General features: G+C 28.9%; 22 protein-coding genes. 5 read left to right on the forward strand and 17 right to left on the reverse strand.

Translation table 11 applies throughout. The features are described 5' to 3' along the window. The first annotated feature begins 20 nt into the window (after nt 1-20). Nucleotides 21-821, forward strand: a complete 801-nt coding sequence (locus BLT70_RS13305; RefSeq protein ID WP_091895252.1) for a mechanosensitive ion channel family protein — start codon at nt 21-23, stop codon at nt 819-821. Here BLT70_RS13305 and tsaB read toward each other — a convergent pair. The 16 genes from tsaB to BLT70_RS13385 all read right to left on the reverse strand — a co-directional run bounded on the left by tsaB (nt 811) and on the right by BLT70_RS13385 (nt 14,944). After that, on the reverse strand, nt 811-1,497 hold the full coding sequence (gene tsaB / locus BLT70_RS13310; protein ID WP_091895254.1) for a tRNA (adenosine(37)-N6)-threonylcarbamoyltransferase complex dimerization subunit type 1 TsaB: 687 nt from the start codon (nt 1,495-1,497) through the stop codon (nt 811-813). The two genes, BLT70_RS13305 and tsaB, sit on opposite strands and share 11 nt — an antisense overlap. Nucleotides 1,498-1,588: 91 nt before the next feature. Continuing rightward, nucleotides 1,589-2,920, reverse strand: coding sequence for a TolC family protein (locus BLT70_RS13315; protein ID WP_091895256.1), 1,332 nt, complete (start codon nt 2,918-2,920; stop codon nt 1,589-1,591). A 125-nt stretch (nt 2,921-3,045) separates the two neighbouring features. Further along, a complete protein-coding gene (locus tag BLT70_RS13320; RefSeq protein ID WP_091895257.1) occupies nt 3,046-3,267 on the reverse strand; it encodes a hypothetical protein in 222 nt (73 codons plus the stop codon). Further along, complete coding sequence (locus BLT70_RS13325; RefSeq protein ID WP_091895258.1) at nt 3,260-3,802, reverse strand: DUF420 domain-containing protein; 543 nt, start codon at nt 3,800-3,802, stop codon at nt 3,260-3,262. Before BLT70_RS13325 ends, BLT70_RS13320 begins: the two co-directional genes overlap by 8 nt. Then, nucleotides 3,795-4,439 (reverse strand): SCO family protein, encoded by a 645-nt coding sequence (locus BLT70_RS13330; protein ID WP_091895259.1) that lies wholly within the window; start codon nt 4,437-4,439, stop codon nt 3,795-3,797. Before BLT70_RS13330 ends, BLT70_RS13325 begins: the two co-directional genes overlap by 8 nt. Further along, nucleotides 4,436-5,107: a hypothetical protein gene (locus BLT70_RS13335; RefSeq protein WP_091895260.1), complete on the reverse strand. Its 672-nt coding sequence runs from the start codon at nt 5,105-5,107 to the stop codon at nt 4,436-4,438. The genes BLT70_RS13330 and BLT70_RS13335 overlap by 4 nt, the downstream gene beginning before the upstream one ends. Before the next feature lie 150 nt (nt 5,108-5,257). Further along, nucleotides 5,258-5,599, reverse strand: coding sequence for a cytochrome C oxidase subunit IV family protein (locus BLT70_RS13340; protein WP_091895261.1), 342 nt, complete (start codon nt 5,597-5,599; stop codon nt 5,258-5,260). 20 nt (nt 5,600-5,619) lie between these two features. Beyond that, nucleotides 5,620-6,600, reverse strand: coding sequence for a cytochrome c oxidase subunit 3 (locus BLT70_RS13345; protein WP_091895262.1), 981 nt, complete (start codon nt 6,598-6,600; stop codon nt 5,620-5,622). A gap of 55 nt (nt 6,601-6,655) precedes the next feature. Beyond that, nucleotides 6,656-7,243, reverse strand: coding sequence for a cytochrome c oxidase subunit 3 (locus BLT70_RS13350; RefSeq protein WP_172824418.1), 588 nt, complete (start codon nt 7,241-7,243; stop codon nt 6,656-6,658). A gap of 3 nt (nt 7,244-7,246) precedes the next feature. Continuing rightward, complete coding sequence (cyoE, locus tag BLT70_RS13355; protein WP_091895263.1) at nt 7,247-8,149, reverse strand: heme o synthase; 903 nt, start codon at nt 8,147-8,149, stop codon at nt 7,247-7,249. Between the two features lie 289 nt (nt 8,150-8,438). Further along, nucleotides 8,439-8,996 (reverse strand): hypothetical protein, encoded by a 558-nt coding sequence (locus tag BLT70_RS13360; RefSeq protein ID WP_091895267.1) that lies wholly within the window; start codon nt 8,994-8,996, stop codon nt 8,439-8,441. After that, nucleotides 8,996-9,553 carry an MOSC domain-containing protein gene (locus BLT70_RS13365; protein WP_091895270.1) on the reverse strand — a complete coding sequence of 186 codons (558 nt, stop codon included), beginning with the start codon at nt 9,551-9,553 and terminating at the stop codon, nt 8,996-8,998. The genes BLT70_RS13360 and BLT70_RS13365 overlap by 1 nt, the downstream gene beginning before the upstream one ends. Nucleotides 9,554-9,583: 30 nt before the next feature. Next, entirely contained in the window at nt 9,584-10,354 is a 771-nt protein-coding gene (locus BLT70_RS13370; RefSeq protein ID WP_091895274.1) for an enoyl-CoA hydratase/isomerase family protein, read from the reverse strand. A 130-nt stretch (nt 10,355-10,484) separates the two neighbouring features. After that, nucleotides 10,485-10,742, reverse strand: a complete 258-nt coding sequence (locus BLT70_RS13375) for a SemiSWEET family sugar transporter (RefSeq protein WP_197678366.1) — start codon at nt 10,740-10,742, stop codon at nt 10,485-10,487. Nucleotides 10,743-10,829: 87 nt separating this feature from the next. Beyond that, nucleotides 10,830-14,189: a class I tRNA ligase family protein gene (locus tag BLT70_RS13380; RefSeq protein ID WP_091895277.1), complete on the reverse strand. Its 3,360-nt coding sequence runs from the start codon at nt 14,187-14,189 to the stop codon at nt 10,830-10,832. Between the two features lie 191 nt (nt 14,190-14,380). Continuing rightward, entirely contained in the window at nt 14,381-14,944 is a 564-nt protein-coding gene (locus tag BLT70_RS13385) for a porin family protein (RefSeq protein ID WP_091895280.1), read from the reverse strand. 215 nt (nt 14,945-15,159) lie between these two features. Between BLT70_RS13385 and BLT70_RS13390 the strand changes: the two genes are divergently transcribed. From BLT70_RS13390 to BLT70_RS13400, 3 genes are all read left to right on the forward strand, one after another. After that, complete coding sequence (locus BLT70_RS13390; protein ID WP_091895282.1) at nt 15,160-18,009, forward strand: pitrilysin family protein; 2,850 nt, start codon at nt 15,160-15,162, stop codon at nt 18,007-18,009. 172 nt (nt 18,010-18,181) lie between these two features. Beyond that, nucleotides 18,182-19,123: a TIGR01212 family radical SAM protein gene (locus BLT70_RS13395; RefSeq protein WP_091895285.1), complete on the forward strand. Its 942-nt coding sequence runs from the start codon at nt 18,182-18,184 to the stop codon at nt 19,121-19,123. Then, nucleotides 19,113-19,565, forward strand: coding sequence for a GNAT family N-acetyltransferase (locus tag BLT70_RS13400; protein WP_091895288.1), 453 nt, complete (start codon nt 19,113-19,115; stop codon nt 19,563-19,565). Before BLT70_RS13395 ends, BLT70_RS13400 begins: the two co-directional genes overlap by 11 nt. A 98-nt stretch (nt 19,566-19,663) precedes the next feature. Here BLT70_RS13400 and fabD read toward each other — a convergent pair whose 3' ends face one another. Further along, entirely contained in the window at nt 19,664-20,551 is an 888-nt protein-coding gene (gene fabD, locus BLT70_RS13405) for an ACP S-malonyltransferase (protein WP_091895291.1), read from the reverse strand. A 193-nt stretch (nt 20,552-20,744) separates the two neighbouring features. Between fabD and BLT70_RS13410 the strand changes: the two genes are divergently transcribed. Next, nucleotides 20,745-21,431, forward strand: coding sequence for a queuosine precursor transporter (locus BLT70_RS13410; RefSeq protein WP_091895294.1), 687 nt, complete (start codon nt 20,745-20,747; stop codon nt 21,429-21,431). The last annotated feature ends 40 nt before the right edge of the window (nt 21,432-21,471 follow it).

The following is a 21,471-nucleotide window of genomic DNA, read 5'->3' on the forward strand; positions in this document are numbered from 1 at the left end:
AATTTCTAACAAAAAATAAGATGGAAAAATACATTGAATCAGCAAAAGAAATATTATTTTTTTATGCTCCAAAAGTAATTGCGGCTTTATTAATTCTAATCGTAGGTTTATATATGATTAAAATTATTATAAAATCAGCAAAAAAAATAATGGCTAAAGGAGGTATAGACATTACTCTTCAAAAATTTTTAGGAAACCTTGGAGGATGGGTTTTAAAAATATTATTATTTATTGTAGTAATTTCTATGCTAGGTGTAGAAACAACTTCTTTTGCAGCAATACTTGCCGCTGCAGGTTTAGCAGTTGGCTTAGCTTTGCAAGGCTCGTTAGCTAACTTTGCTGGTGGAGTTTTAATAATGATTTTTAAGCCTTTTAAAATTGGCGATTTAATTGAAGCTCAAGGTCAAATTGGAGTTGTAAAAGAAATCGAAATTTTTACTACTAAATTAATTGGTTTATCAAATAAAGAAATAATTATTCCTAATGGAGAAATGTCTAACGGAACAATTTTAAATTATTCTACAGAAGGTACAAGACGTGTAGATTTAGTAATTGGCGTTTCTTATGATGCTGATATCAAAAAAACTAAAGAAGTTTTAATGGATGTTTTAACTTCACATCCAAAAGTATTAAAAGATCCGGCTCCAGGAGTTACTGTGCTTGAATTGGCAGATAGTTCTGTAAATTTTGCCGTAAGACCTTGGTGTAATACTGCTGATTATTGGAATGTGTATTTTGAAGTTACAGAAAATGTTAAAATAGCATTAGATAAAGCAGAAATTGAAATACCTTATCCTCATAGAGTAAACGTTAATAAATAGGTTTCTTTTTCTTTTCAGGAATAACAACAAAATCTTTTAAATAAAAAGGTTCAAAATAAGCGACATTTTCTATGTCGCTTTTTTTGTATTTATCATAAGATAATTGTGCCATTTCTTTTGCTGATGGAAATTTAGCATCTACAAAAACAGCATTTTTGTGAGTAATAATACCTTTACATTTCTGAGCGCCATCTCCCAAAAAATAAACTTTTTTACTTTTTAAATATTCAGAAAAAGAATTTTCATCTATAATTTCTGCTTTTATTTCCCTAACTTTCTCATGTTTTTCATTAAAAACAGCCGCATAAACTTCCATTCTTCGTGCATCTAACATAGGTACTAAAAAACCTGTATCAATAGAAATAGAATAAGACAAAGAAGTTAACGTATCAATAGAAATTAAAGGTTTATCAAACGCAAAACAAAGTCCTTTTGCTGCAGAAACACCAATTCTTAAGCCTGTATAAGAACCAGGTCCTTTACTTATAGCTACAGCGTCTATTTTATCCGAAGAAATATTAGCTTCTTTTAAAACATCAACAATAAAAGGATGTAGTACTTCGGCGTGAGAATAATTTCCATTATTTAATTCTTTAATTGCTAAAATAGTTCCATTATTAGCAATACTTACAGAACAATTTTTAGTGGTTGTTTCTATGTTTAAAATGATACTCAAAATATAAAACTTTTTGCAAATATAAATTAAAAAGAAAACCTCACAGAATTAATATTACTGTGAGGCTATATATAATATGTTTTATTAATATTTATTCTAAAACTAAATCGCCAGCGTAAAATTGTAATACTTTAGTTTTAAAAACATAATCGTACTTAGAGCTAATTAAAGTAGCTTGTGCATTTACCAAACGAGTTCTTACTTGATCAAAATCAAACTGTGTCATTGCACCAAAATTATAACGTTCTTGTCCGTTTTTAAAAGCTTCTTTTTGAGCTGCTAAAGATATTTTAGCAACTTCATAAGATTTTAATGCAGATTTAACATCTAAAAAAGCTTGCTCTATAGTTTGTTTTAAACTTAATTTTTCGCTTTCTAATTGAGTTTCAGAAATTTCTTTATTAATATAAGATTTAGCTACACTATTTTTAGTTTGAAATCTATTAAAAATAGGAATACTTAAAGAAAGGCTTAAACCATGTTGTAACCTATCTTCTACTTGACCAAAGAAAGATGAATTTGTTTGATTTGGTAATAAATTATTAAACTGATGATAGAAAGAAGTACCAGAACTTAAAGAATAAGATAAAGTTGGTAAAAAAGCGCCTTTAGAAATTTCGATATTTAAATCTGCGTTTTCAATTGCTAATTGTGCTCTTTTAATCTCTGGCATTTCTACTAAAGATTTTTGATAAACTAAATTAGAATTGTTATACAATAACATAGCAGATGGCGATCCAACATTAATAGAAGCAACATCAAAACCAGCAACAGGAACTTGTATTAATTGGGCTAAATTTAAGAGTGCTAAATCTAAAGAGTTTTCTTGAGTAATTACACTTTGTTGATCTGAAGCAGCTGTAGATTGTGCATTTAACAAATCTCCTTTAGGTATTACACCTGCTTTAAACCTACTTTCTGCAGCCTCAATTTGTTTTTTACTAATTTCGTATTGAACATTAGCTGCATTTAAATTTTCTTTTGCAAAAAGGATATTTAAGTATCCGTTTACAACCAATAATGAAATATCATTTTCTATATTTTTTAAATTTAAAATACTTGTTTCTACACCTAATTGTGCTTGCTTATAAGTATTTGTGTTTCGAAAACCATTAAAAATAATACCACTTGCAGATAATCCTACATTAGAGGAAAAGTTATTTGTGTTTTTCAAAATACCATTTTCATCAGAAGATAAACCAGAATTAAATCCGCCACTAGTAGAAGCCGATAAATTTGGTAAAAAATTTCCTTTCGAAATTTCAACATCTTTTTTAGCTAATTCTAAACTTAATTTGTTCTGTTGAATGCTAATGTTCTTTGCTAAAGCTTCATCAACACATTCTTTTAAGCTCCATTGTTTCTGAGAAAAAATACTTAGTGATGTTAAAAAAGCAATTAATACGATAAATTTAATTTTCAAAACGTCTTTTGTTTTTTGATTGGTTATACTTTAAAATACTTCAAAAGCAAAACAATTTCTTTTGATAGTATTTATAAGACGACTAAAAGTAAAATATGTTACAACAAATTAGTCTTATTGAAATGTTAATTTTTACTTCTCTTTTTATATCTGTAAATTGTGTAAAATAAAACACCTATTAATAAGTAAGGAAAAACCATTAAATAAGTAATACCATTATTTACACCTTCGGCCATAGAATCGTTTCCGTTTTCTACAACAGCTTTACACATTGCACATTGAGAATAAGATACTTTTACTGTAAAAAACATCAATAAAAAATAACTAACTATTATTTTTTTAAGCATAATAAGGACTAATCATTAAATAAACTATAACACCTGTAACTGCAACATATAACCATATAGGAAAAGTGATTTTAGCAATTTTTTTATGCTGTGCAAAGTTACCTAACTTGGCTCTCATAAAGGTTAACAACACAAAAGGAATTACAATTATAGATAACACAATATGCGTAAATAAAATGAAGAAATACACATATTTAATTGCTCCTTCTCCACCAAATTTTGTAGAATCAGAAGTCATGTGATATGCAATATACATCAATAAAAAAGCTAAAGAACAAATAATAGCAAAGGTATTTAATTGTTCGTGTAATTTTTTATTCCCTTTTTTAATAGCGATTACGGCTGCAATTAAAATTACAGCAGTTACCCCGTTTATAGAAGCATAAATTGGCGGTAAGAAGGTAAGTGGTTCTACATTAAAACCTAAATCTCTTAAATTAACACCAAACAAAGCTGCTACTGCAATTGGAATTATAATTGATAAAGCTGTAATTATCTTTCTATACTTTTTTTCTAGTGCTAGATTATTATTCATTTAACAACAATTTAATATCTTCTTTTAATTCTACTATTTGATCTGGAAAACTTTGCTCTTGTAAAGCTCTATAATACATAATTGGGTTACCAAATTCATCTTTTCGAGAACGAATATAACCTTCTTTATCTACCAACGCAAATAAACCAGAATGCTCAAAACCAGCATGATCTTCATCTCCTTTTCCTGCGTATAATTTAAAACCTTGGTTTGATAAAGTATACACTATCTCTTCTGACTTACCTGTTAACAAGTTCCAATTTTTATGTGTGATACCAGTTTTCTTGGCATATTCTTTTAAAATTTCTGGAGTATCAATTTCTGGAGTTATTGAGATTGAAGCAATTCCGAATTCTGGATTTCCAAAAAACTCATCTTGAATAGTTAACATTTTCTGATTCATTATTGGGCAAATTGACGGACAAGTTGAAAAGAAAAACTCTACAACGTACACTTTACCTTTATAAGATTCGTTTGTTATTATTTTACCTTCTTGGTTTATAAATTCAAAGTCTGGCACTTTATTAAATTTATGTAAACCTACTTCTTTAAAATGGTCTACAACTTTAGGAACCGTATAAATACCGAATAGTAAAATAATAAAGGTAACACCTACATAAGAATATTTTTTTTTCATAATCCTACTTCTTTTCTATCTGCTTTATTCTTGTTTTTATCTTTAAAAGCTGCGTAATACTCGTAATAAAGTACTTTTACATCATCTTTTAATTTTCCGTTTAACACAGAAACAGAGTTCATATTGTAACCATAAAGCTTACTATTTTTACTATCTGCATCCTTTAACCTTCCTCTTAAATTAACATCTTTATCAATTAAAAATGCATTAGCAGAGGCTAAGTCAACAAGAGGTTCATCAAAAGAAAAACTTGCATAAAAAACTTCTATTTCATCTTTAGAACTTGCAACAAACTTCCATTTTTGCATGTCTGTAAAAGCACCTATTTCTTGTTTAAGCCTCTGTATTTCTACTTCTTTACCTTCTGGATAAATAGCTACAATTTGAAACTGTTTATAATCTATAAACTTTTTGTATACCTTTTCATTTAGATTAAAAAGACGAGATTTATTTGTGTTTACATCATTACCTAAGAAACAAACAATTGATACATTATCTTTAAATTGTAAGTGTTTTGTAGTATTTATTTGGGAAACATCAATAATGTTTTTTGTTATTATTGGTAATTTTATAAAATTATTTTTACCAGTAGAAAGAATTAAAAAACAAATTAATGGAAAAATAAAAAGTAAAAATAGAACTACTTTTTTCTTTGTTAAGAATTTCATTATATCTTATTTTAAAACAATTTAATGCTTTTATTAAATAAACTTTTACTTCCTAAAAAGCAGTTACAAAAATACTATTTTTTTTGCTGCGAATTCATAACATTTATTATATAAAAAAAGGTGGTAAAAACCACCTCTTTATTTTTTAGATTACCATTTTACAAGTGGTGCTAATGTGCTGTGTAAATAACCACCTTCTATTAAAAGTAATGTTACTATATAACAGATTAAAAAAACTGCTGTCCAAACTACAGAACGTCTAAACCATTTTTTTTCTCCTTCCATATGCATGAAAGTCCAAGTAATATAATATGCTTTAAATAATGTAAGTATAATAAAGATCCAATTTAATGGGCTTGTACCTAAAATACTAGTTAAGTGTAAAGATTCTGGTTTTACTATCCCTAAAAAAACTTCAATAATTGTAACCACAGATAGTAAACCAAATACCATCCAGATTCTTTTTACATTAGATTCGTGTGCGTGTGCCATCTTTTGTTTTTATTTTATAATTAAACTAAGTAGAAGAAAGTAAATACAAATACCCAAACTAAATCTACAAAGTGCCAATATAACCCTACTTTTTCTACCATTTCATAATGTCCTCTTTTTTCGTAAGTACCTAAGACAACATTAAAGAAAATAATAATGTTAAGGATGATTCCAGATAAAACGTGAAATCCATGAAAACCTGTTATAAAGAAAAAGAAATCTGCAAAGATTGTATTTCCATATTCGTTTGCTTTTAAATTAGCACCTTCAATAACCATTTTACCTTTTGCTAATTCTGTTAAACCTTTTTCTCTAGATAAAATAACTTTCTGTTTTGTATCTAAATCCATTTTTTCAATTCTAATTTGAACTGAAGGATCTGCATTATAAGAAGCTGTAATTTGTGCTAGAGAATATTGCGGAACAGCATCTCCGCTCTCAAACCATAAACCATTTTGTTTTACACTAGAAACTCTTTCATCCATTCTTTCACCAACAACAAAATCTGATAATGCTATTTGATGACCATCTTTAACAAATTGTAAAACTTTACCATTTGTAGTTTTAACAGCACCATAAGATCCATTAATAAAAGTATTCCACTCCCAAGCTTGAGAACCTACAAACACTAAACCACCAATAATTGTAGCAAACATATACCATGCTACTTTACTTTTTTGCATTTTATGCCCAGCATCAACAGCTAGCACCATTGTTACTGAAGAAAAAATAAGTATAAATGTCATAAATGCCACATAATACATTGGGTAATTACCATGTATAAAAGGTATGTGTGTAAATACTTCATCTGCAATTGGCCACGAATCGATAAATTTAAAACGTGTTAAACCGTAAGCCGCTAAAAACCCTGAAAAGGTTAATGCATCAGAAACGATAAAAAACCACATCATCATTTTACCATAACTTGCACCAAATGGTTTTACGTTACCTCCACTCCAAGTCTCCTTACTATCCGAAGGTATAGCAATATTTGCTTCCATATAATAATTTATATTAATTGTTCTTAGTTAGTTTGCCAAAAATAGCTATTTTTAATCACCTAATAAAATAGAAAAAGAAAAATAGATAAATCCATAATAAATCTACAAAATGCCAGAAGATTGCACCTAGTTCAAAACCAAGCATATCATCCGATTTGTATTTGTATTTAAAATGATTATAAATAACGACCAAAAGCACTATTACACCTGCAAATAAGTGTAAAACATGCATAAAAGTAATACCAATTATAAAAGATGTTGACACAGTACTTTCTGGGCCGGTAAAAAATAAACCTACACTTTTAAGCTGATTAAAACCAACATATTGTTGCCAGATAAAACCAATTCCTAAAATTAATGTTACAAGTATCATAATTAATGATAATTGTCTTTTATCTTGTTTTAAAAATCTTTGTGATAAAAATAATGTAATACTACTTAAAACAATTAGAAGTGTACTAATATAAAACGCTTCTGGCAAATCGAAAGAAACCCAATCATCACGTTTCATACTTATTACGTATGCACTTGTTAATCCTGCAAAAAACATAACCATACTTATCATAGAAATCCACAACATTGGTTTTGCAGACTTTTTTTTAGCTACAGTATATTCTTGCTTTAAAGCTTGTTCTCCTATCATCTTTTAATGTAAAAATTTATCAACTACATAAATAATTTGCACAGCGGTAATATACAAAACACTAGACAACATTAACTTTCTTGCGTCTGCATTTTTTTCTGATTTATGCAACTGTAGTGCATAATATAACATTACAATTCCTAATAAAGCAACAATAATTGCTGTTATTGGATAAATATAAAACTTTCCTGATAATTTTAAAACTGGTGCTATTGAAACTAAAATCATTATACAAGTGTAAAAAATGATCTGTTTTACAGCTCCTTTATCTTTGGTATTCATTGGTAACATATTAAAGCCAGCCTTTTTATACTCTTCAAATTGTAACCAACCAATTGCCCAAAAATGTGGAAATTGCCAGAAAAACTGAATCATAAATAACATACCTGCTTCTATACCAAAATGATCTGTAGCAGCAACCCAACCCAACATAAAAGGAATTGCGCCAGGAATTGCACCAACAAAAACAGATAAAGGCGTTACCGATTTTAAAGGCGTATAAACACTAGTATAAATAAAAATTGAAACCGCGCCAAATAAAGCTGTTTTTGGGTTGATACTATATAAAATCGAAATTCCTAAAATAGTAAATAAAACAGCAATTGTCAAAGCCACATTTACAGTCATTCTATTTGTTGGCAAAGGTCTGTTTTGAGTACGCAACATAATTGCATCTGTTTCTTTTTCTATAATTTGATTAAATGCATTTGATGCACCAACCATAAAGAAACCTCCTAAAGCTAATAATAAAAGTGTTGCGTAATTAATAATATCTACCGCTAATAAATATCCAGCAACAGAAGAAAAAACCACACTTAAAGAAAGCCCAACTTTTGTAAGCTGTTTTAAGTCTGTAAAAAGTGTGTTCATTGATATTTTTGTCTCTGAAATTACTATTGAATTCATTATAAATACTACAAATCGGTTGCAAATATATTTTATAAATATCAATTTACAATATATTTTGTAAGGTTTTGTTTATTTCAAAAAAAACCCACTCAATAAATTGAGTGGGAAAATTGCTATGAAAAAGAAAAAGTGTGGCTTAATTAAAAACCACATGCAAATATACAGATTATTTATTTAAAAAAACAAAATTAAATTATGCTTTTTTTATGAATTCTACATTTACATCCTTTTTTTTATTCTAAAAATACGTTAACCTCAATAAATAAGGTTATTTAAAGACAAAAAACTATTTGTTAGTTTTAAAATTCGGTAGTGTTTTGTTAATCGGAATTAATAAATTTTCTTTATAACTAAAATAATAAATGCTATCAAAAACAACATCCTTAACAGATTTATCATTTTTTTCTAAAAAAAGTGAATCGTTTTTAAAATAATAAGTACCTTTTTTATAACAAACTTCATTTTCATCAACTTGCTGAAACTCAAAAGTTTTATCAGTAAATAAAAGAATTTTTGAGGTAGCTTCTTCACCTACTTCATTTTTGTATGATTTTGTTATATTCTTTAAAAAATGTTTTCCTTGATATTTAACACCAATAAATAAGGATACAGAAAAAATTAAAACAATTAATAAAGGTAAAAAATTGAATCGTAACTTTCGGATAGAAAGATTATACAAATCATAAAAAGTTATCACTAAAAAAGAGATGAAGAACATAATTGTTAGCCCCCCTATTATTAATAAATCTGCAATACCAAAACAATAATCATCAAAATGAATAAAATTTAAAAAGGGTAAAATTGCAAAAAATATAAGTGTAAAATGTATTTTTTTAAATTTCATTAAATTTCTTCTTCTTTTTTTCTTTTGATTAATAAATCTGCAATTGTTGGTTTTTTTGGGCAACTTTTTATCTGCTCAAATTCATCACCAGCTTTTACAAATCCCGTTTGCAACACTTTAAAATACACTCCGCAAAAAGTAGTATTCCAAAATTGTTTTACAATTTTCATGTTATTAAAACGAATTCCTAATTTATAACAAGGACTTCTTTGTAATGTTGCTTCTAAAATAGTTTCTCCAACTTTAAAAGTATCGCCAACATGAATTTTAGTTTCGTCAAGATCATCAATTGTTAAATTTTCTCCAAACATCCCTAAACTCCACACTAACTTCGGATACAAAGGTTTCCAATACTCATAATGTTTTAGAGAATATCCATAAATAGCTTGATCAATTCCGCCATGATTTTCTCGATCACAAATTGCATCTCCTTTTACCTCTTCTATATCTAAAAAAACAGGTTTATCAACAGGAAATTTAAAAATACCTGTAGTTACTCTTAACTTTTTATAAATAACTTCCTTTCGTTCGCCAATATTTGTGGAAACAATTTTCATTTATATTTTCTTTTAAATACTGAATCAGGTTTACTTCTTAGAAAATTTAGTCAATGCTTTTTTTGTAATTTCTGATAAAACTAATTCACCAGAAATTGCAGCTCTTTCTACTAATAATTCATCCCAATTTTGAGTATTTTCCCATAAAACTTTTTTCATTTCTGATAAAGCATCTGGATTATAAGAAGCTAATTTTGATGCTAAAAGTTCTACTTCTTCATCTAACTCTTTAATGGTTTCAAAAACTTTAGCATACAAACCTTTGTCTTTTGCCCAATACGAATTTTTCCAATTTGTGGCATCTAACGTTAATTCTGATAAACCTGCAACGCCAACTTTACGTTTTACAGCAGGTGCAATTACAAAAGGACCAATACCAATTGTAAATTCTGATAATTTTATAGATGCATTTTCTGTTGCCAAAACATAATCGCAAGCAGCCACTAAACCAACTCCTCCTCCAACTGCTTTTCCTTGAACTCGCCCAACAATCAACTTACCACAAGTTCTCATGGCATTTATCACATTTGCAAAACCTGCAAAAAATTGTTTCCCTTCTTTTAAACTAGAAATAGCAACTAATTCATCAAAAGAAGCACCAGCACAAAATGCTTTTTCTCCTTCAGATTTTAAAACAATTACAGAAATTGCATCATTTTTAGCAATTGAATTTAGTTCTTTTGTGAGCCTTTCTAACAATTCACTCGGAAAAGAATTACTTGCTGGATGACCAAATTCTATAATTGCAATATTTTTTTGAATACTTGTATATAAACTTCCGTTTTGTCTTGTCGTTTTCATTGCATTATAAGTTTACTCAAAAGTAGGTTTTTATATCAAGAATATCAATCTAAATTGATGAAGATATTAGTATAAAAAAAGCCATTACTTATAATGTAATGACTTTTAAAATTTTATAACTTTTGATTTCTTATTTATATTTTAACTTCATAAAAATTAAATATAAAGCTAAAATTGCTGTAATAGAATTTGCTAAAATTACTGATAAACTGTTTATATAAAAACCATAAATTGACCACAAAACCACCCCAATAAAAAAGACAATATATATGGTTAAAGAAAGTCCAGAGGTATTTTTGGTCTTGTGTGTTTTAAAAACTTGCGGCAAAAATGATGCTGTTGTAAGTACAGCAGCAACTAAACCAATAATTTCATGAAGATTAATCACTCTTTTACCTTTTTTGAATGAAATCTTTTGTGATTATTGTATGTACAAAAATCACAAAACATTTATAAAAATGAAAAGACTTAATATTTAGCCTACAATATTTACAATTTTACCTGGAACAATAATTACTTTTTTAGGAGTTCTACCATCTAATTGAGCAATTGTTTTTTCATGTGCCATTACAGTTTTTTCTATTTCATCTTTAGACATATCTAAAGGAAGTTCTAGCGTAAAACGCATTTTTCCGTTAAAAGAAATAGGATAATTTTTAGCACTTTCAACTAAATGTTTTGGCTCAAATACTGGGAAATCTGCAGTAGAAATTGACTCATCTTTTCCTAATAAACTCCATAATTCTTCTGCAATATGAGGTGCATAAGGAGAAACTAAAACTGTTAAAGGTTCTAAAATTGTACGTTTATTACATTTTAAAGCAGTTAACTCATTTACAGCAATCATAAATGTAGAAACAGATGTATTAAAAGAGAAATTCTCTATATCATCTTCTACTTTTTTAATTGTTTTGTGTAATGTTTTTAACTCCGCTTTTGTTGGTTCTGCATCAGAAACTTCTAATATTTCACCATTAAAATATAGTTTCCATAATTTCTTTAAGAATGAAGAAACTCCAGAAATACCTGAAGTTTTCCAAGGTTTTGCTTGTTCTAAAGGTCCTAAAAACATTTCGAATAAACGTAAACTATCTGCTCCATATTGTTCACAAATAGCATCTGGATTTACAACATTGTATTTAGACTTAGACATTTTTTCAACCTCACGTCCAACTTTATAAACTCCTTCTTCTAAAACAAATTCAGCATTTTTGTAATCTGCATTTAAAGGATGATTTTTAAATCCATCAACATCTAATTCATCAGAAGCGTTTACTAAAGAAACATCAGAATGAATCGCTGTTTTAGTAATCATTACCAAATCTGCAAAATTAGGATCTAAAAACTTATTATCTAGTAAGTAATTTTTTACAACAGTTTCAAACTCATCATCAGAATTAAATAAATTTTTAGAAACAATTACTGTAGGTATCTTTTCTAAAACATCATCCAAAGATTTTTCATCTGCACAACCACAACCATTTTTAACAAAAGCAGTTGATCTGTATACAAAAGCAGAAGTTCCTAAAATCATTCCTTGATTAATCAGTTTTTTTGCAAACTCATCTACAGGAACAATTCCTTTATCGAACAAGAACTTTTGCCAAAAACGAGCATATAATAAATGTCCTGTTGCGTGTTCAGATCCACCAATATATAAATCTACTTCTTTCCAATATTCTAAAGATTCTTTACTTGCAAATTCAGTAGAATTTGTAGCATCCATATATCTATTAAAATACCAAGAACTTCCTGCCCACCCAGGCATTGTGTTTAATTCTAAAGGATAAACCGTTTTGTTTTTTAACTTTTCGTTAGAAACAACTTTCTTTCCACGAGAATCCCAAGCCCATTCTGTTGCATTTCCTAAAGGTGGTTTTCCATCTTCAGTTGGTAAATATTTTTCTACTTCTGGCAACACAATTGGTAAATGTTTCTCATCAATCATTTGAGGCATTCCGTCTTTATAATAAACTGGAAATGGTTCTCCCCAATAACGTTGTCTGCTAAAAACTGCATCACGTAATCTATAGTTTATTTTACCATAACCAAAACCACGTTTTTCCATTTCATAAATGGCTAATTTTAATGCTTTCTTATATTTTAATCCTGATAAAAAATCTGAATTTGTAATTACAGTTCCGTCTTTATCTGCATGAGCAGCTTCAGAAATATCTACACCTTCAAAAATATTAGGAATTGGAATGTTAAAGTGTTTTGCAAAATCATAATCACGTTGATCTCCACAAGGAACTGCCATAACTGCTCCTGTACCATAACTTGCTAAAACGTAATCTCCAATCCAAATTTGAACTTTTTCACCAGAAAAAGGATGAATTGCATAAGCACCTGTAAAAGCACCAGAAATGGTTTTTACATCTGCCATTCTATCTCTTTCAGAACGTTTTGCTGTAGCTGTAACGTAAGCCTCAACTTCTGCTTTTTGAGCATCTGTTGTTATCTTAGAAACCAATTCGTGCTCTGGAGCTAAAGTCATAAAACTTACTCCGTAAATTGTATCTGGTCTTGTTGTAAAAACATCAATTTTATATTGATTTTCAACTTTTACTTCAGTCTCTTTTTCTGCTGATTTATCAATTACTTTTGGAAATTGAATCGCAAAATTAATTTCTGAAACTACTTTTACAACATTTTGTAAAACTTCTTCATTAGTAAAACGAATTACATTAAATCCTTCTTTATGAAAAAATGCGGTTCTTTCTTCCTCATCTTCTTTACCAACGAATTCAACAATTAAATTCTTAGCAACACACACATAATCTACCATAAAAGTACCAATAGTGTACTTTTTTCTAAATTTTGATGCTCCTTTTTTATTCTTTAATTCATCCCAAAGTGTTGTTTCTGCTTTCGATAAATTTTGACGTAATTCTTTTAATGCTTCTAATTCTTTATAAGATAACTTTACTTCAGAATTTGATTTTGTAGTATTTTCTTCTACTTTAAAAGTTACCATTGCTCCTTGAGAACGCCCAATCCAATTGGTTTGAGAATCTTTTAAAGGTTGTGGCCAATCAATTTTTTCTAATCCATCTAACAAACGTTGTGCGTATGCAGAAATACGCATAGACCATTGTTTCATCTTTTTACGAACAACAGGATGACTTCCACGTTCTGAAACTCCGTTTACAATTTCATCATTTGCTAAAACGGTACCTAAAGCAGGACACCAGTTTACTTCTGTATCTGATAAAAATGTTAAACGATATTGTAATAATATTTCTTCTTGTTCTGCTTTAGAAAATGCTTTCCATTCATCTGCAGAAAAAATAGTAATTTCTTCATCTGAAACTGCATTTACTGTTGCATTTCCTTCTTTTTTAAAGGTTTTTTCTAACTCAGAAATATCTTCTGCTTTGTCTGAATCTTTATTATACCATGAATTAAATAGTTGGATAAAAATCCACTGAGTCCATTTATAATATTCAGGATTTGAAGTTCTTACTTCTCTGCTCCAATCAAAAGAAAAACCAATATTATCTAATTGTCTTCTATACGTTGCAACGTTTTCTTCTGTGGTTTTTGCTGGATGCTGACCAGTTTGTATTGCATATTGTTCTGCCGGCAATCCAAAAGAATCATATCCTTGCGGATGCAATACGTTAAACCCTTTATGACGTTTGTAACGTGCATAAATATCACTTGCAATATAACCTAAAGGATGCCCAACATGTAAACCTGCTCCAGAAGGATAAGGAAACATATCTAACACATAATATTTAGGCTTCTCCGATTCATTACTGGCTTTAAAAGTTTGGTTTTCTGCCCAAAATTTTTGCCATTTCTTTTCTATATCTTGATGATTATATTGCATTTGATTATTTTATTAAAGTGTGCAAATTTACATTTATTCTTTAGAAGATTAAAGTAAAAATGAACTTGCTTAAATTGATACTATTACGCGTTCTAAAATCAACAAAAACAAACATAAAATCAGGCTTCTATAAAACAAAAAAACCTCTTCATCTAAAAAAATGAAGAGGCTTTTATATTATACTTTTTTATTTAAAACTGATATCCTAAAGTCATTTGAAAAACACCATTTTTAATATCCGGATTTTCGGTAATTGCAATTAATCCTAAATTATATCTTGTTTGAAAAAAGATACCACTTTGAAACTGGTAACCTAAACCTAAATTTGCGGCAAGGTCAAAGTTTTCTGAATTTGTATTTTCTTTTGACCCTCCATTATTTTGATCTATTGGTACCAATTGATCTTTTACTAAAAAAGCAAATTGCGGGCCGGCTTCTACAGTAAATCCGTTTGCAATATAATATTTTGCCATTATTGGAAGTAAAACATAGTTTAAATCGTATTTAAAATTATCTCTTTGTTGTGCACCTTGTGCCGAATACAATAATTCTGGTTGAATAGAAAATTTTTCTGACAAAGGAACTTCTGCCGTTGCTCCAAAAACAAATCCAGTTCTAGAATCAAGATTATTAGCATCGTTACCATTTACAGAAGCTACATTCATTCCTAATTTAAATCCGATTTTTACATCTTGAGCATTTATTGTACTTGCAAAAACAATTGCAAAACAAGCAATCCATAATTTTTTAATCATAATTTTTTAGTTTTTATTTACGCCAATAAAAACAAATGTTATGCCATTTTGTTACTTGATTTATTATTTTTTTAAGCATTAAAATTAACTAACTGAAAACTTGACGAATACCTCTAAATAATAACACTATGCTTTTTTTAGTTTTAATTTAACTAAAAAAAAGAGTTATATTTTTTTTGATTTCTGTATTTTTAAAGTCTTAAAAATCAACCCAAATGAAGAAAATATTATTTACTTTTTTACTTGCAGCTGCTTTTATTAGCTGTAAAAACTCATCCGAAGAAAAAACGGAAGATAAAATTCCAGAACTAAGTATCAACTATAATAAAATAAAACTAGACAATGGTTTAGAAGTTGTTTTTCATGTTGATAAATCTGACCCTGTTGTAGCTGTAGAACTAATGGTTCACGTGGGTTCTGCTAGGGAAATTGAAGGTAGAACTGGTTTTGCTCATTTATTTGAACATTTATTATTCTTAGAATCAGAAAACTTAGGAAAAGGCGGTTTAGATAAAATGAGTGCAAGAATTGGTGGTTCTGGCGCAAATGGTTCTACTTCTAGAGATAGAACAAATTACCTACAAACTGTACCAAAAGATGGTTTAGAAAAAATGATTTGGGCAGAAGCAGACAAATTAGGCTGGTTTATAAACACTGTTACAGATCCTGTTTTAGCTAAAGAAAAACAAGTTGTTAAAAATGAGAAAAGACAGAGTATAGATAACAGACCTTATGGACATAATCAATATGTAATTGGTAAAAATTTGTATCCAAAAGATCATCCATACAACTGGCAAGTAATTGGTTCTTTAGAAGATTTACAAAACGCTACTTTAGAAGATGTAAAAACTTTTTTCAAAAAATGGTACGTTCCTAATAATGCAACTTTAGTGTTATCTGGAGATATTGATGTTGATCAAGCTACAAAATGGGTTCATAAATATTTTGATGAAATTCCTAAAGGAACAGATGAAATTCCGGCACTTGTAAAAAGACCTGGAAAAGTTGACAAAATTAAGTCTTTATATTATGAAGATAATTTTGCTAGAGTTCCGCAATTAACAATGGTTTGGCCAAGTGTAGCACAATATGATGCAGATTCTTACGCCTTAGATGTTTTAACACAATATTTAACTGATGGAAAATCAGCTCCTTTAAATCAGGTTTTGGTAGATGATTTAAAATTAACATCAAACACAACAATGTATAATTATGCATCAGAAATTGCAGGAGAAACGCAATTAATAGTGAGAGCTTTTGATGGTATACATTTAGATGATGTAAAAGCTGGAATTGAAAAAGGGTTTACAAAATTTGAAGCAGAAGGAATCTCAGAAAAAGATTTAAACAGAATTAAAGCAGGTCAAGAAACAAGATTTTATTCAAGTTTATCTAGTGTTTTAGGAAAAGGAACTAGCTTAGCTTCTTACAACACATATACAGGAAATCCTGGTTTTGTAACAGAAGATTTAAAAAACACAATTGCAGTAACAACAGATGATGTAATGCGTGTTTATAACAAATACATTAAAAACAAAAACTATGTTGCTACTAGTTTTGTTCCTAAAAACGCTGCAAAACTAGCTTTAAAAGGCGCCGTTTTAGCTGATATTGTTGAAGAACAAATTGTTACTGGCGCAGAAGAAAAATTCGACCCAAAAATTGCTGCAACTTACGAGAAAACTCCTTCTTCTTTTGATAGAAGCATAGAACCTCCTTATGGAGAAACGCCTTCTTTAGCGGTTCCAGAAGTATATGAAAGTAGTTTAGAAAATGGTTTAAAAATATTTGGAATTGAAAGCAACGAAGTACCACTTGTTCGTTTTAATATTACTATTGATGGCGGACAATTATTAGAATCTTTCGATAAATTAGGAGTTGCAAATTTAACTGCAGACTTATTAAATAAAGGAACTAAAACCAAAACGGTTAAAGAACTAGAAGAAGCTATTCAAGAATTAGGTGCTTCTATTTATGTGTATTCTAATACAGAAAATATTACTTTAAGCGGAACTACTTTAGCTAAAAACTACAACAAAACATTAGCTTTAGCACAAGAGATGCTTTTAGAACCTCGTTTTGATGAAACAGAATTCGATTTATTAAAAAAAGCAACAATTGCAAATTTACGTCAAGATGAAGCAGACCCTAATGCTGTTGCAAGAAATACTTATAACGAATTAATTTACGGAAAAGACAATATTCGTTCTAAAAACACTTTAGGAAGTGTAGCATCCGTAGAAAAAATAACTATTGATGATCTTAAAATATTTTACAAAAACTATATTTCGCCTTCAGTTGCAAAAATATTAGTGGTTGGTGATATTTCTAAAGAAAAAGTAGTTGCTTCATTAACTAGCTTAAACAAAAATTGGATTGCTAAAGAAGTTACAATTCCTGAATATAAAACTCCAGAAGCACCTACAAAACCTACAGTTTATTTTTATGATATTCCAAATGCAAAACAATCTGTTTTACAATTTGGTGCGCCTGCTTTAGCTGCAACTGATAAAGATTTTTATGCTGCTTCTGTTATGAATTATATTTTAGGTGGTGGTGGTTTTGCATCGCGTTTAACACAAGAATTACGTGAAGGAAAAGGTTATACGTACGGAATTCGTTCTGGATTTTCTGGAACAAAAGCAAAAGGTGCTTTTACCATTTCTAGTGGCGTAAGAAGTAATGTTACTTTAGAATCTGCACAATTGGTTAAGAAAATTTTAGAAGATTACCCAATTACATTTTCTGATAAAGATTTAGAAACCACAAAAAGTTTCTTAATAAAAAGTAACGCTAGAGCTTTTGAAACTGATAGAGCTAAATTAAATATGTTAGCCAACATAAGTAATTATGATTTAAAACCAGACTATGTTAAAGACAGAGAAAACACTGTTAATAATATGACTAAAGAACAAATTACAACGTTAGCTAATAAATATGTAAATCCTAATAAAATGATTTGGTTAGTTGTTGGTGATGCAGAAACGCAATTACAAAGAATGAAAGAATTAGGTTATGGAGAACCCGTTTTATTAAACGAAAGACAAAAGCAAATAAAAAACTAACGTTAAAAGAGATAGCAGAAAAAAATATTAAAAGTTTTTTACAAATGATAAAAAGCTTAAAAATAAAGTTTTCACTACAAAAACTCCAATCATTAACAATTGGAGTTTTTGTAGTAATAATTCATTCTCTAACTAACAAATTAATTTACACAACTTCTTAACCTTACTTTTAATGAAATTTACAGGGAAACGTTATTTAGATTACTCCTCTTTTATAAAATTGAACTTTGGAGAAAGAGTTCAAAAAATATCTTTAGATATTGGTTTTTCTTGTCCAAATAGAGACGGGTCTAAAGGTTTTGGCGGCTGTACGTATTGTAACAATAATACTTTTAATCCAGATTACTGTGAACCTCAAAAAGGAATTAAACAACAATTAGAAGAAGGAATTTCTAGGTTTTCTACAAAATATAAATCTCAAAAATATTTAGCTTATTTTCAAGCCTACACAAATACATATTCAGATTTTGAATCTTTAAAAAGAATGTACGATGAAGCTTTAAGCGTTCCTAATGTTATTGGTTTAGTAATTGGCACAAGACCAGATTGTATTTCTGATGAAATAATCGATTATTTAGAATTATTATCAAAAAAACACTTTATTTCTTTAGAGTTTGGGGTAGAAAGCACCTTAAACAAAACCTTAGAAAAAGTAAACAGATGTCACTCTTATGATGAAACCATTGCAACTTATGAAAAATGTAAAAACAGAGGCTTTCATTTAGGTGCACATTTAATTATTGGTTTACCTGGAGAAACAAAAAAGGATTTATTAAACCATGCAATTGAGGTTTCTAAATTACCAATTGACACTTTAAAATTACACCATTTGCAAATTGTAAAACAATCTATAATGGCATCACAATACAAAAAAAATCCAGAAAATTTTGATCTTTTTACTTCAGAAAGTTATATCAAATTTATTTCTGAATTTGTAACATTAGTAAGACCAAATTTAGTGATTGAACGCTTTATAAGTCAAGCGCCTTTTGATTTATTAATTGCTCCTAATTGGAACGGACTTAAAAACTTTGAGATTGTTTCTAAAATTGATAAACAAATGGAACTAGAAAATACTTGGCAAGGAAAAAACTACATCAACAATGAAATTTAGAAAAGCAACAGAAAAAGATATTTATACAATCGTTGAAATGATGGCTGATGATATACTCGGCAAAAAAAGAGAAAACCTTCAAGATCCTTTGCCTACTTCATATATAAATGCTTTTAAAAAAATAGATACTGATGAAAATCAAGAACTTATTGTTCTGGAAAATGAAAACCTTGAAATTATTGGAACTTTACAATTATCATTTATTCAATATATTTCTTATTGCGGAGGAATTAGAGCACAAATAGAAAATGTTTTTATCAGAAAAGAGCAAAGAGGACTTGGAATTGGAAAAAAAATGTTTGAATGGGCAATAAATAGAGCTAAAGAAAAAAACGCTCACATGGTTCAATTAACCTCTGATAAAAAAAGACCAAGAGCAATTAAATTTTATGAAAACCTAGGTTTTAAAGCAACTCACGAAGGAATGAAATTACACTTTTAACGCTCTAAATCAATTTGTTTATTTCAACTAAAAATCAGGCATAAAAAAACGAACTCTCTCAAGTTCGTTTTTTTTATTTATAACTAATTCTATAAAATTTATTCAGGCAAAGTAGCGCCACTTGCAGCCATACGTCTATCAATTTTACGCATTAAACCTTGCAACACTTTTCCTGGGCCAACTTCGATAAATTCAGTTGCACCATCAGCAATCATTGCTTGTATTGATTGCGTCCATTTTACAGGTGCTGTTAATTGAAGCATTAAGTTTTTCTTAATTTCATCAGGGTTTGTAACAGCACTTGCAGGTACATTTTGATAAACTGGGCAAGTTGGATTACTAAAAACAGTTGCTTCAATTGCAGCAGCTAATTCTTCTCTTGCAGGTTCCATCATTGGCGAATGAAATGCACCTCCAACAGGCAACATTACCGCCATTTTTGCACCTTTTTCTTTTAAGATTTCACATGCTTTTTCTACTGCTTCAATTTCTCCAGAAATTACTAATTGACCTGGACAATTGTAATTTGCAGCAACAACAACACCATCAATTGCAGCACAAACCTCTTCAACCAAAGCATCTTCTAAACCAATAATTGCAGCCATTGTAGATTTCTGAACTTCACACGCTTTTTGCATTGCCAAAGCTCTTTGAGAAACCAATTTTAATCCGTCTTCAAAAGATAAAACTCCGTTTGCAACTAACGCCGATAATTCTCCTAAAGAATGACCTGCAACCATTTCTGGTTGAAAAGAATCTCCCAAAACCTTTGCTAAAATCACAGAATGTAAAAAAATTGCTGGCTGTGTAACTTTCGTTTCTTTTAATTGTTCAGCAGTTCCTTCAAACATAATATCTGTTATAGAAAAACCTAAAATCTTGTTTGCTTTTTCAAAGTATTCTTGCGCCAAACTAGATTTTTCGTATAAATCCAATCCCATTCCTGTAAATTGTGCTCCTTGTCCTGGAAAAATATATGCTTTCATAAAATATGTGTTTTTGTAACTATTTATTCATTTAATATTTGGCAAAAATAATCATTTTTATTTGAAGCTATTTCCTGCTTTCCACTATATCTTTTTGTAAAAAACAAAAAGGATGCCGTTTCAATCAGGGCTAAGTCTATCAATGAACAAATAGCAATTCTAAAACTGATAAAATATTTATTAACTTTGCTCAATGACAATAAAAGACAAACAATTAGCAGATAGTATTTATTTAATTCTTGCTGCATTATTTATAGCTTCTTTAGTTGCATCCAATTTAATTTTTCAAAAATTCTTTTATTGGGAACCTTTTGGTATTTATCGTTTTGAAATTTCTGTTGGAATTTTACCGTATCCAATTACATTTTTAATTACAGATATTTTATCAGAAATCTATGGAAAGAAAAAAGCGAATCAAGTTGTAATTGCAGGAATTTTTGCTTCCTTTTTTTCAATGTTTATTATTTTAATTGCAGATTTCACTCCTGCTATAACCAATTCTCCAATTAATGATAAAATTTTCCATCAAGTTTTTGGGTTATCTCCTTTAGCGGTTTTTGCTTCTATGATGGCGTATTTATTTGCACAATTTGTAGATATCAAAATATTTCACTTCTGGAAAAAACTAACCAATGGAAAACATTTATGGTTGCGAAATAATTTTTCCACATTTGCTTCTCAATTTATAGACACTTTTACAGTCGTTTTTCTATTATGCTCATTCAACGTTTTACCTTGGAATATTTTTACAAGTCTATTAATAAGTGGTTTTCTCTTTAAAATAATTATTGCAGCTTTGGATACGCCTGTTTTATATGGAGTTGTTTTTCTTTTTAGAAAAAGATTCAACTTAAAAGTTGGCGAAGAAATTTTGGAGTAATTTTTGTAATTAACTCAAACAAGCTTCGTCTATATATTTA

Origin of the sequence: Polaribacter sp. KT25b (assembly GCF_900105145.1) — a bacterium.
Lineage (GTDB): Bacteria > Bacteroidota > Bacteroidia > Flavobacteriales > Flavobacteriaceae > Polaribacter.

Bases quoted from the DNA above. Each gene is read 5' to 3' on its own strand.
- fabD (WP_091895291.1), bottom strand. From the start codon at position 20,551: ATGAAAGCATATATTTTTCCAGGACAAGGAGCACAATTTACAGGAATG.
- BLT70_RS13370 (WP_091895274.1), bottom strand. From the start codon at position 10,354: ATGAAAACGACAAGACAAAACGGAAGTTTATATACAAGTATTCAAAAA.
- BLT70_RS13340 (WP_091895261.1), bottom strand. From the start codon at position 5,599: ATGGCACACGCACACGAATCTAATGTAAAAAGAATCTGGATGGTATTT.
- BLT70_RS13350 (WP_172824418.1), bottom strand. From the start codon at position 7,243: ATGATAGGAGAACAAGCTTTAAAGCAAGAATATACTGTAGCTAAAAAA.
- BLT70_RS13335 (WP_091895260.1), bottom strand. From the start codon at position 5,107: ATGAAATTCTTAACAAAGAAAAAAGTAGTTCTATTTTTACTTTTTATT.
- BLT70_RS13365 (WP_091895270.1), bottom strand. From the start codon at position 9,553: ATGAAAATTGTTTCCACAAATATTGGCGAACGAAAGGAAGTTATTTAT.
- cyoE (WP_091895263.1), bottom strand. From the start codon at position 8,149: ATGAATTCAATAGTAATTTCAGAGACAAAAATATCAATGAACACACTT.
- BLT70_RS13305 (WP_091895252.1), top strand. From the start codon at position 21: ATGGAAAAATACATTGAATCAGCAAAAGAAATATTATTTTTTTATGCT.
- BLT70_RS13320 (WP_091895257.1), bottom strand. From the start codon at position 3,267: ATGCTTAAAAAAATAATAGTTAGTTATTTTTTATTGATGTTTTTTACA.
- BLT70_RS13390 (WP_091895282.1), top strand. From the start codon at position 15,160: ATGAAGAAAATATTATTTACTTTTTTACTTGCAGCTGCTTTTATTAGC.
- BLT70_RS13380 (WP_091895277.1), bottom strand. From the start codon at position 14,189: ATGCAATATAATCATCAAGATATAGAAAAGAAATGGCAAAAATTTTGG.
- BLT70_RS13410 (WP_091895294.1), top strand. From the start codon at position 20,745: ATGACAATAAAAGACAAACAATTAGCAGATAGTATTTATTTAATTCTT.
- BLT70_RS13330 (WP_091895259.1), bottom strand. From the start codon at position 4,439: ATGAAAAAAAAATATTCTTATGTAGGTGTTACCTTTATTATTTTACTA.
- BLT70_RS13395 (WP_091895285.1), top strand. From the start codon at position 18,182: ATGAAATTTACAGGGAAACGTTATTTAGATTACTCCTCTTTTATAAAA.
- BLT70_RS13400 (WP_091895288.1), top strand. From the start codon at position 19,113: ATGAAATTTAGAAAAGCAACAGAAAAAGATATTTATACAATCGTTGAA.
- BLT70_RS13360 (WP_091895267.1), bottom strand. From the start codon at position 8,996: ATGAAATTTAAAAAAATACATTTTACACTTATATTTTTTGCAATTTTA.
- BLT70_RS13385 (WP_091895280.1), bottom strand. From the start codon at position 14,944: ATGATTAAAAAATTATGGATTGCTTGTTTTGCAATTGTTTTTGCAAGT.
- BLT70_RS13345 (WP_091895262.1), bottom strand. From the start codon at position 6,600: ATGGAAGCAAATATTGCTATACCTTCGGATAGTAAGGAGACTTGGAGT.
- BLT70_RS13325 (WP_091895258.1), bottom strand. From the start codon at position 3,802: ATGAATAATAATCTAGCACTAGAAAAAAAGTATAGAAAGATAATTACA.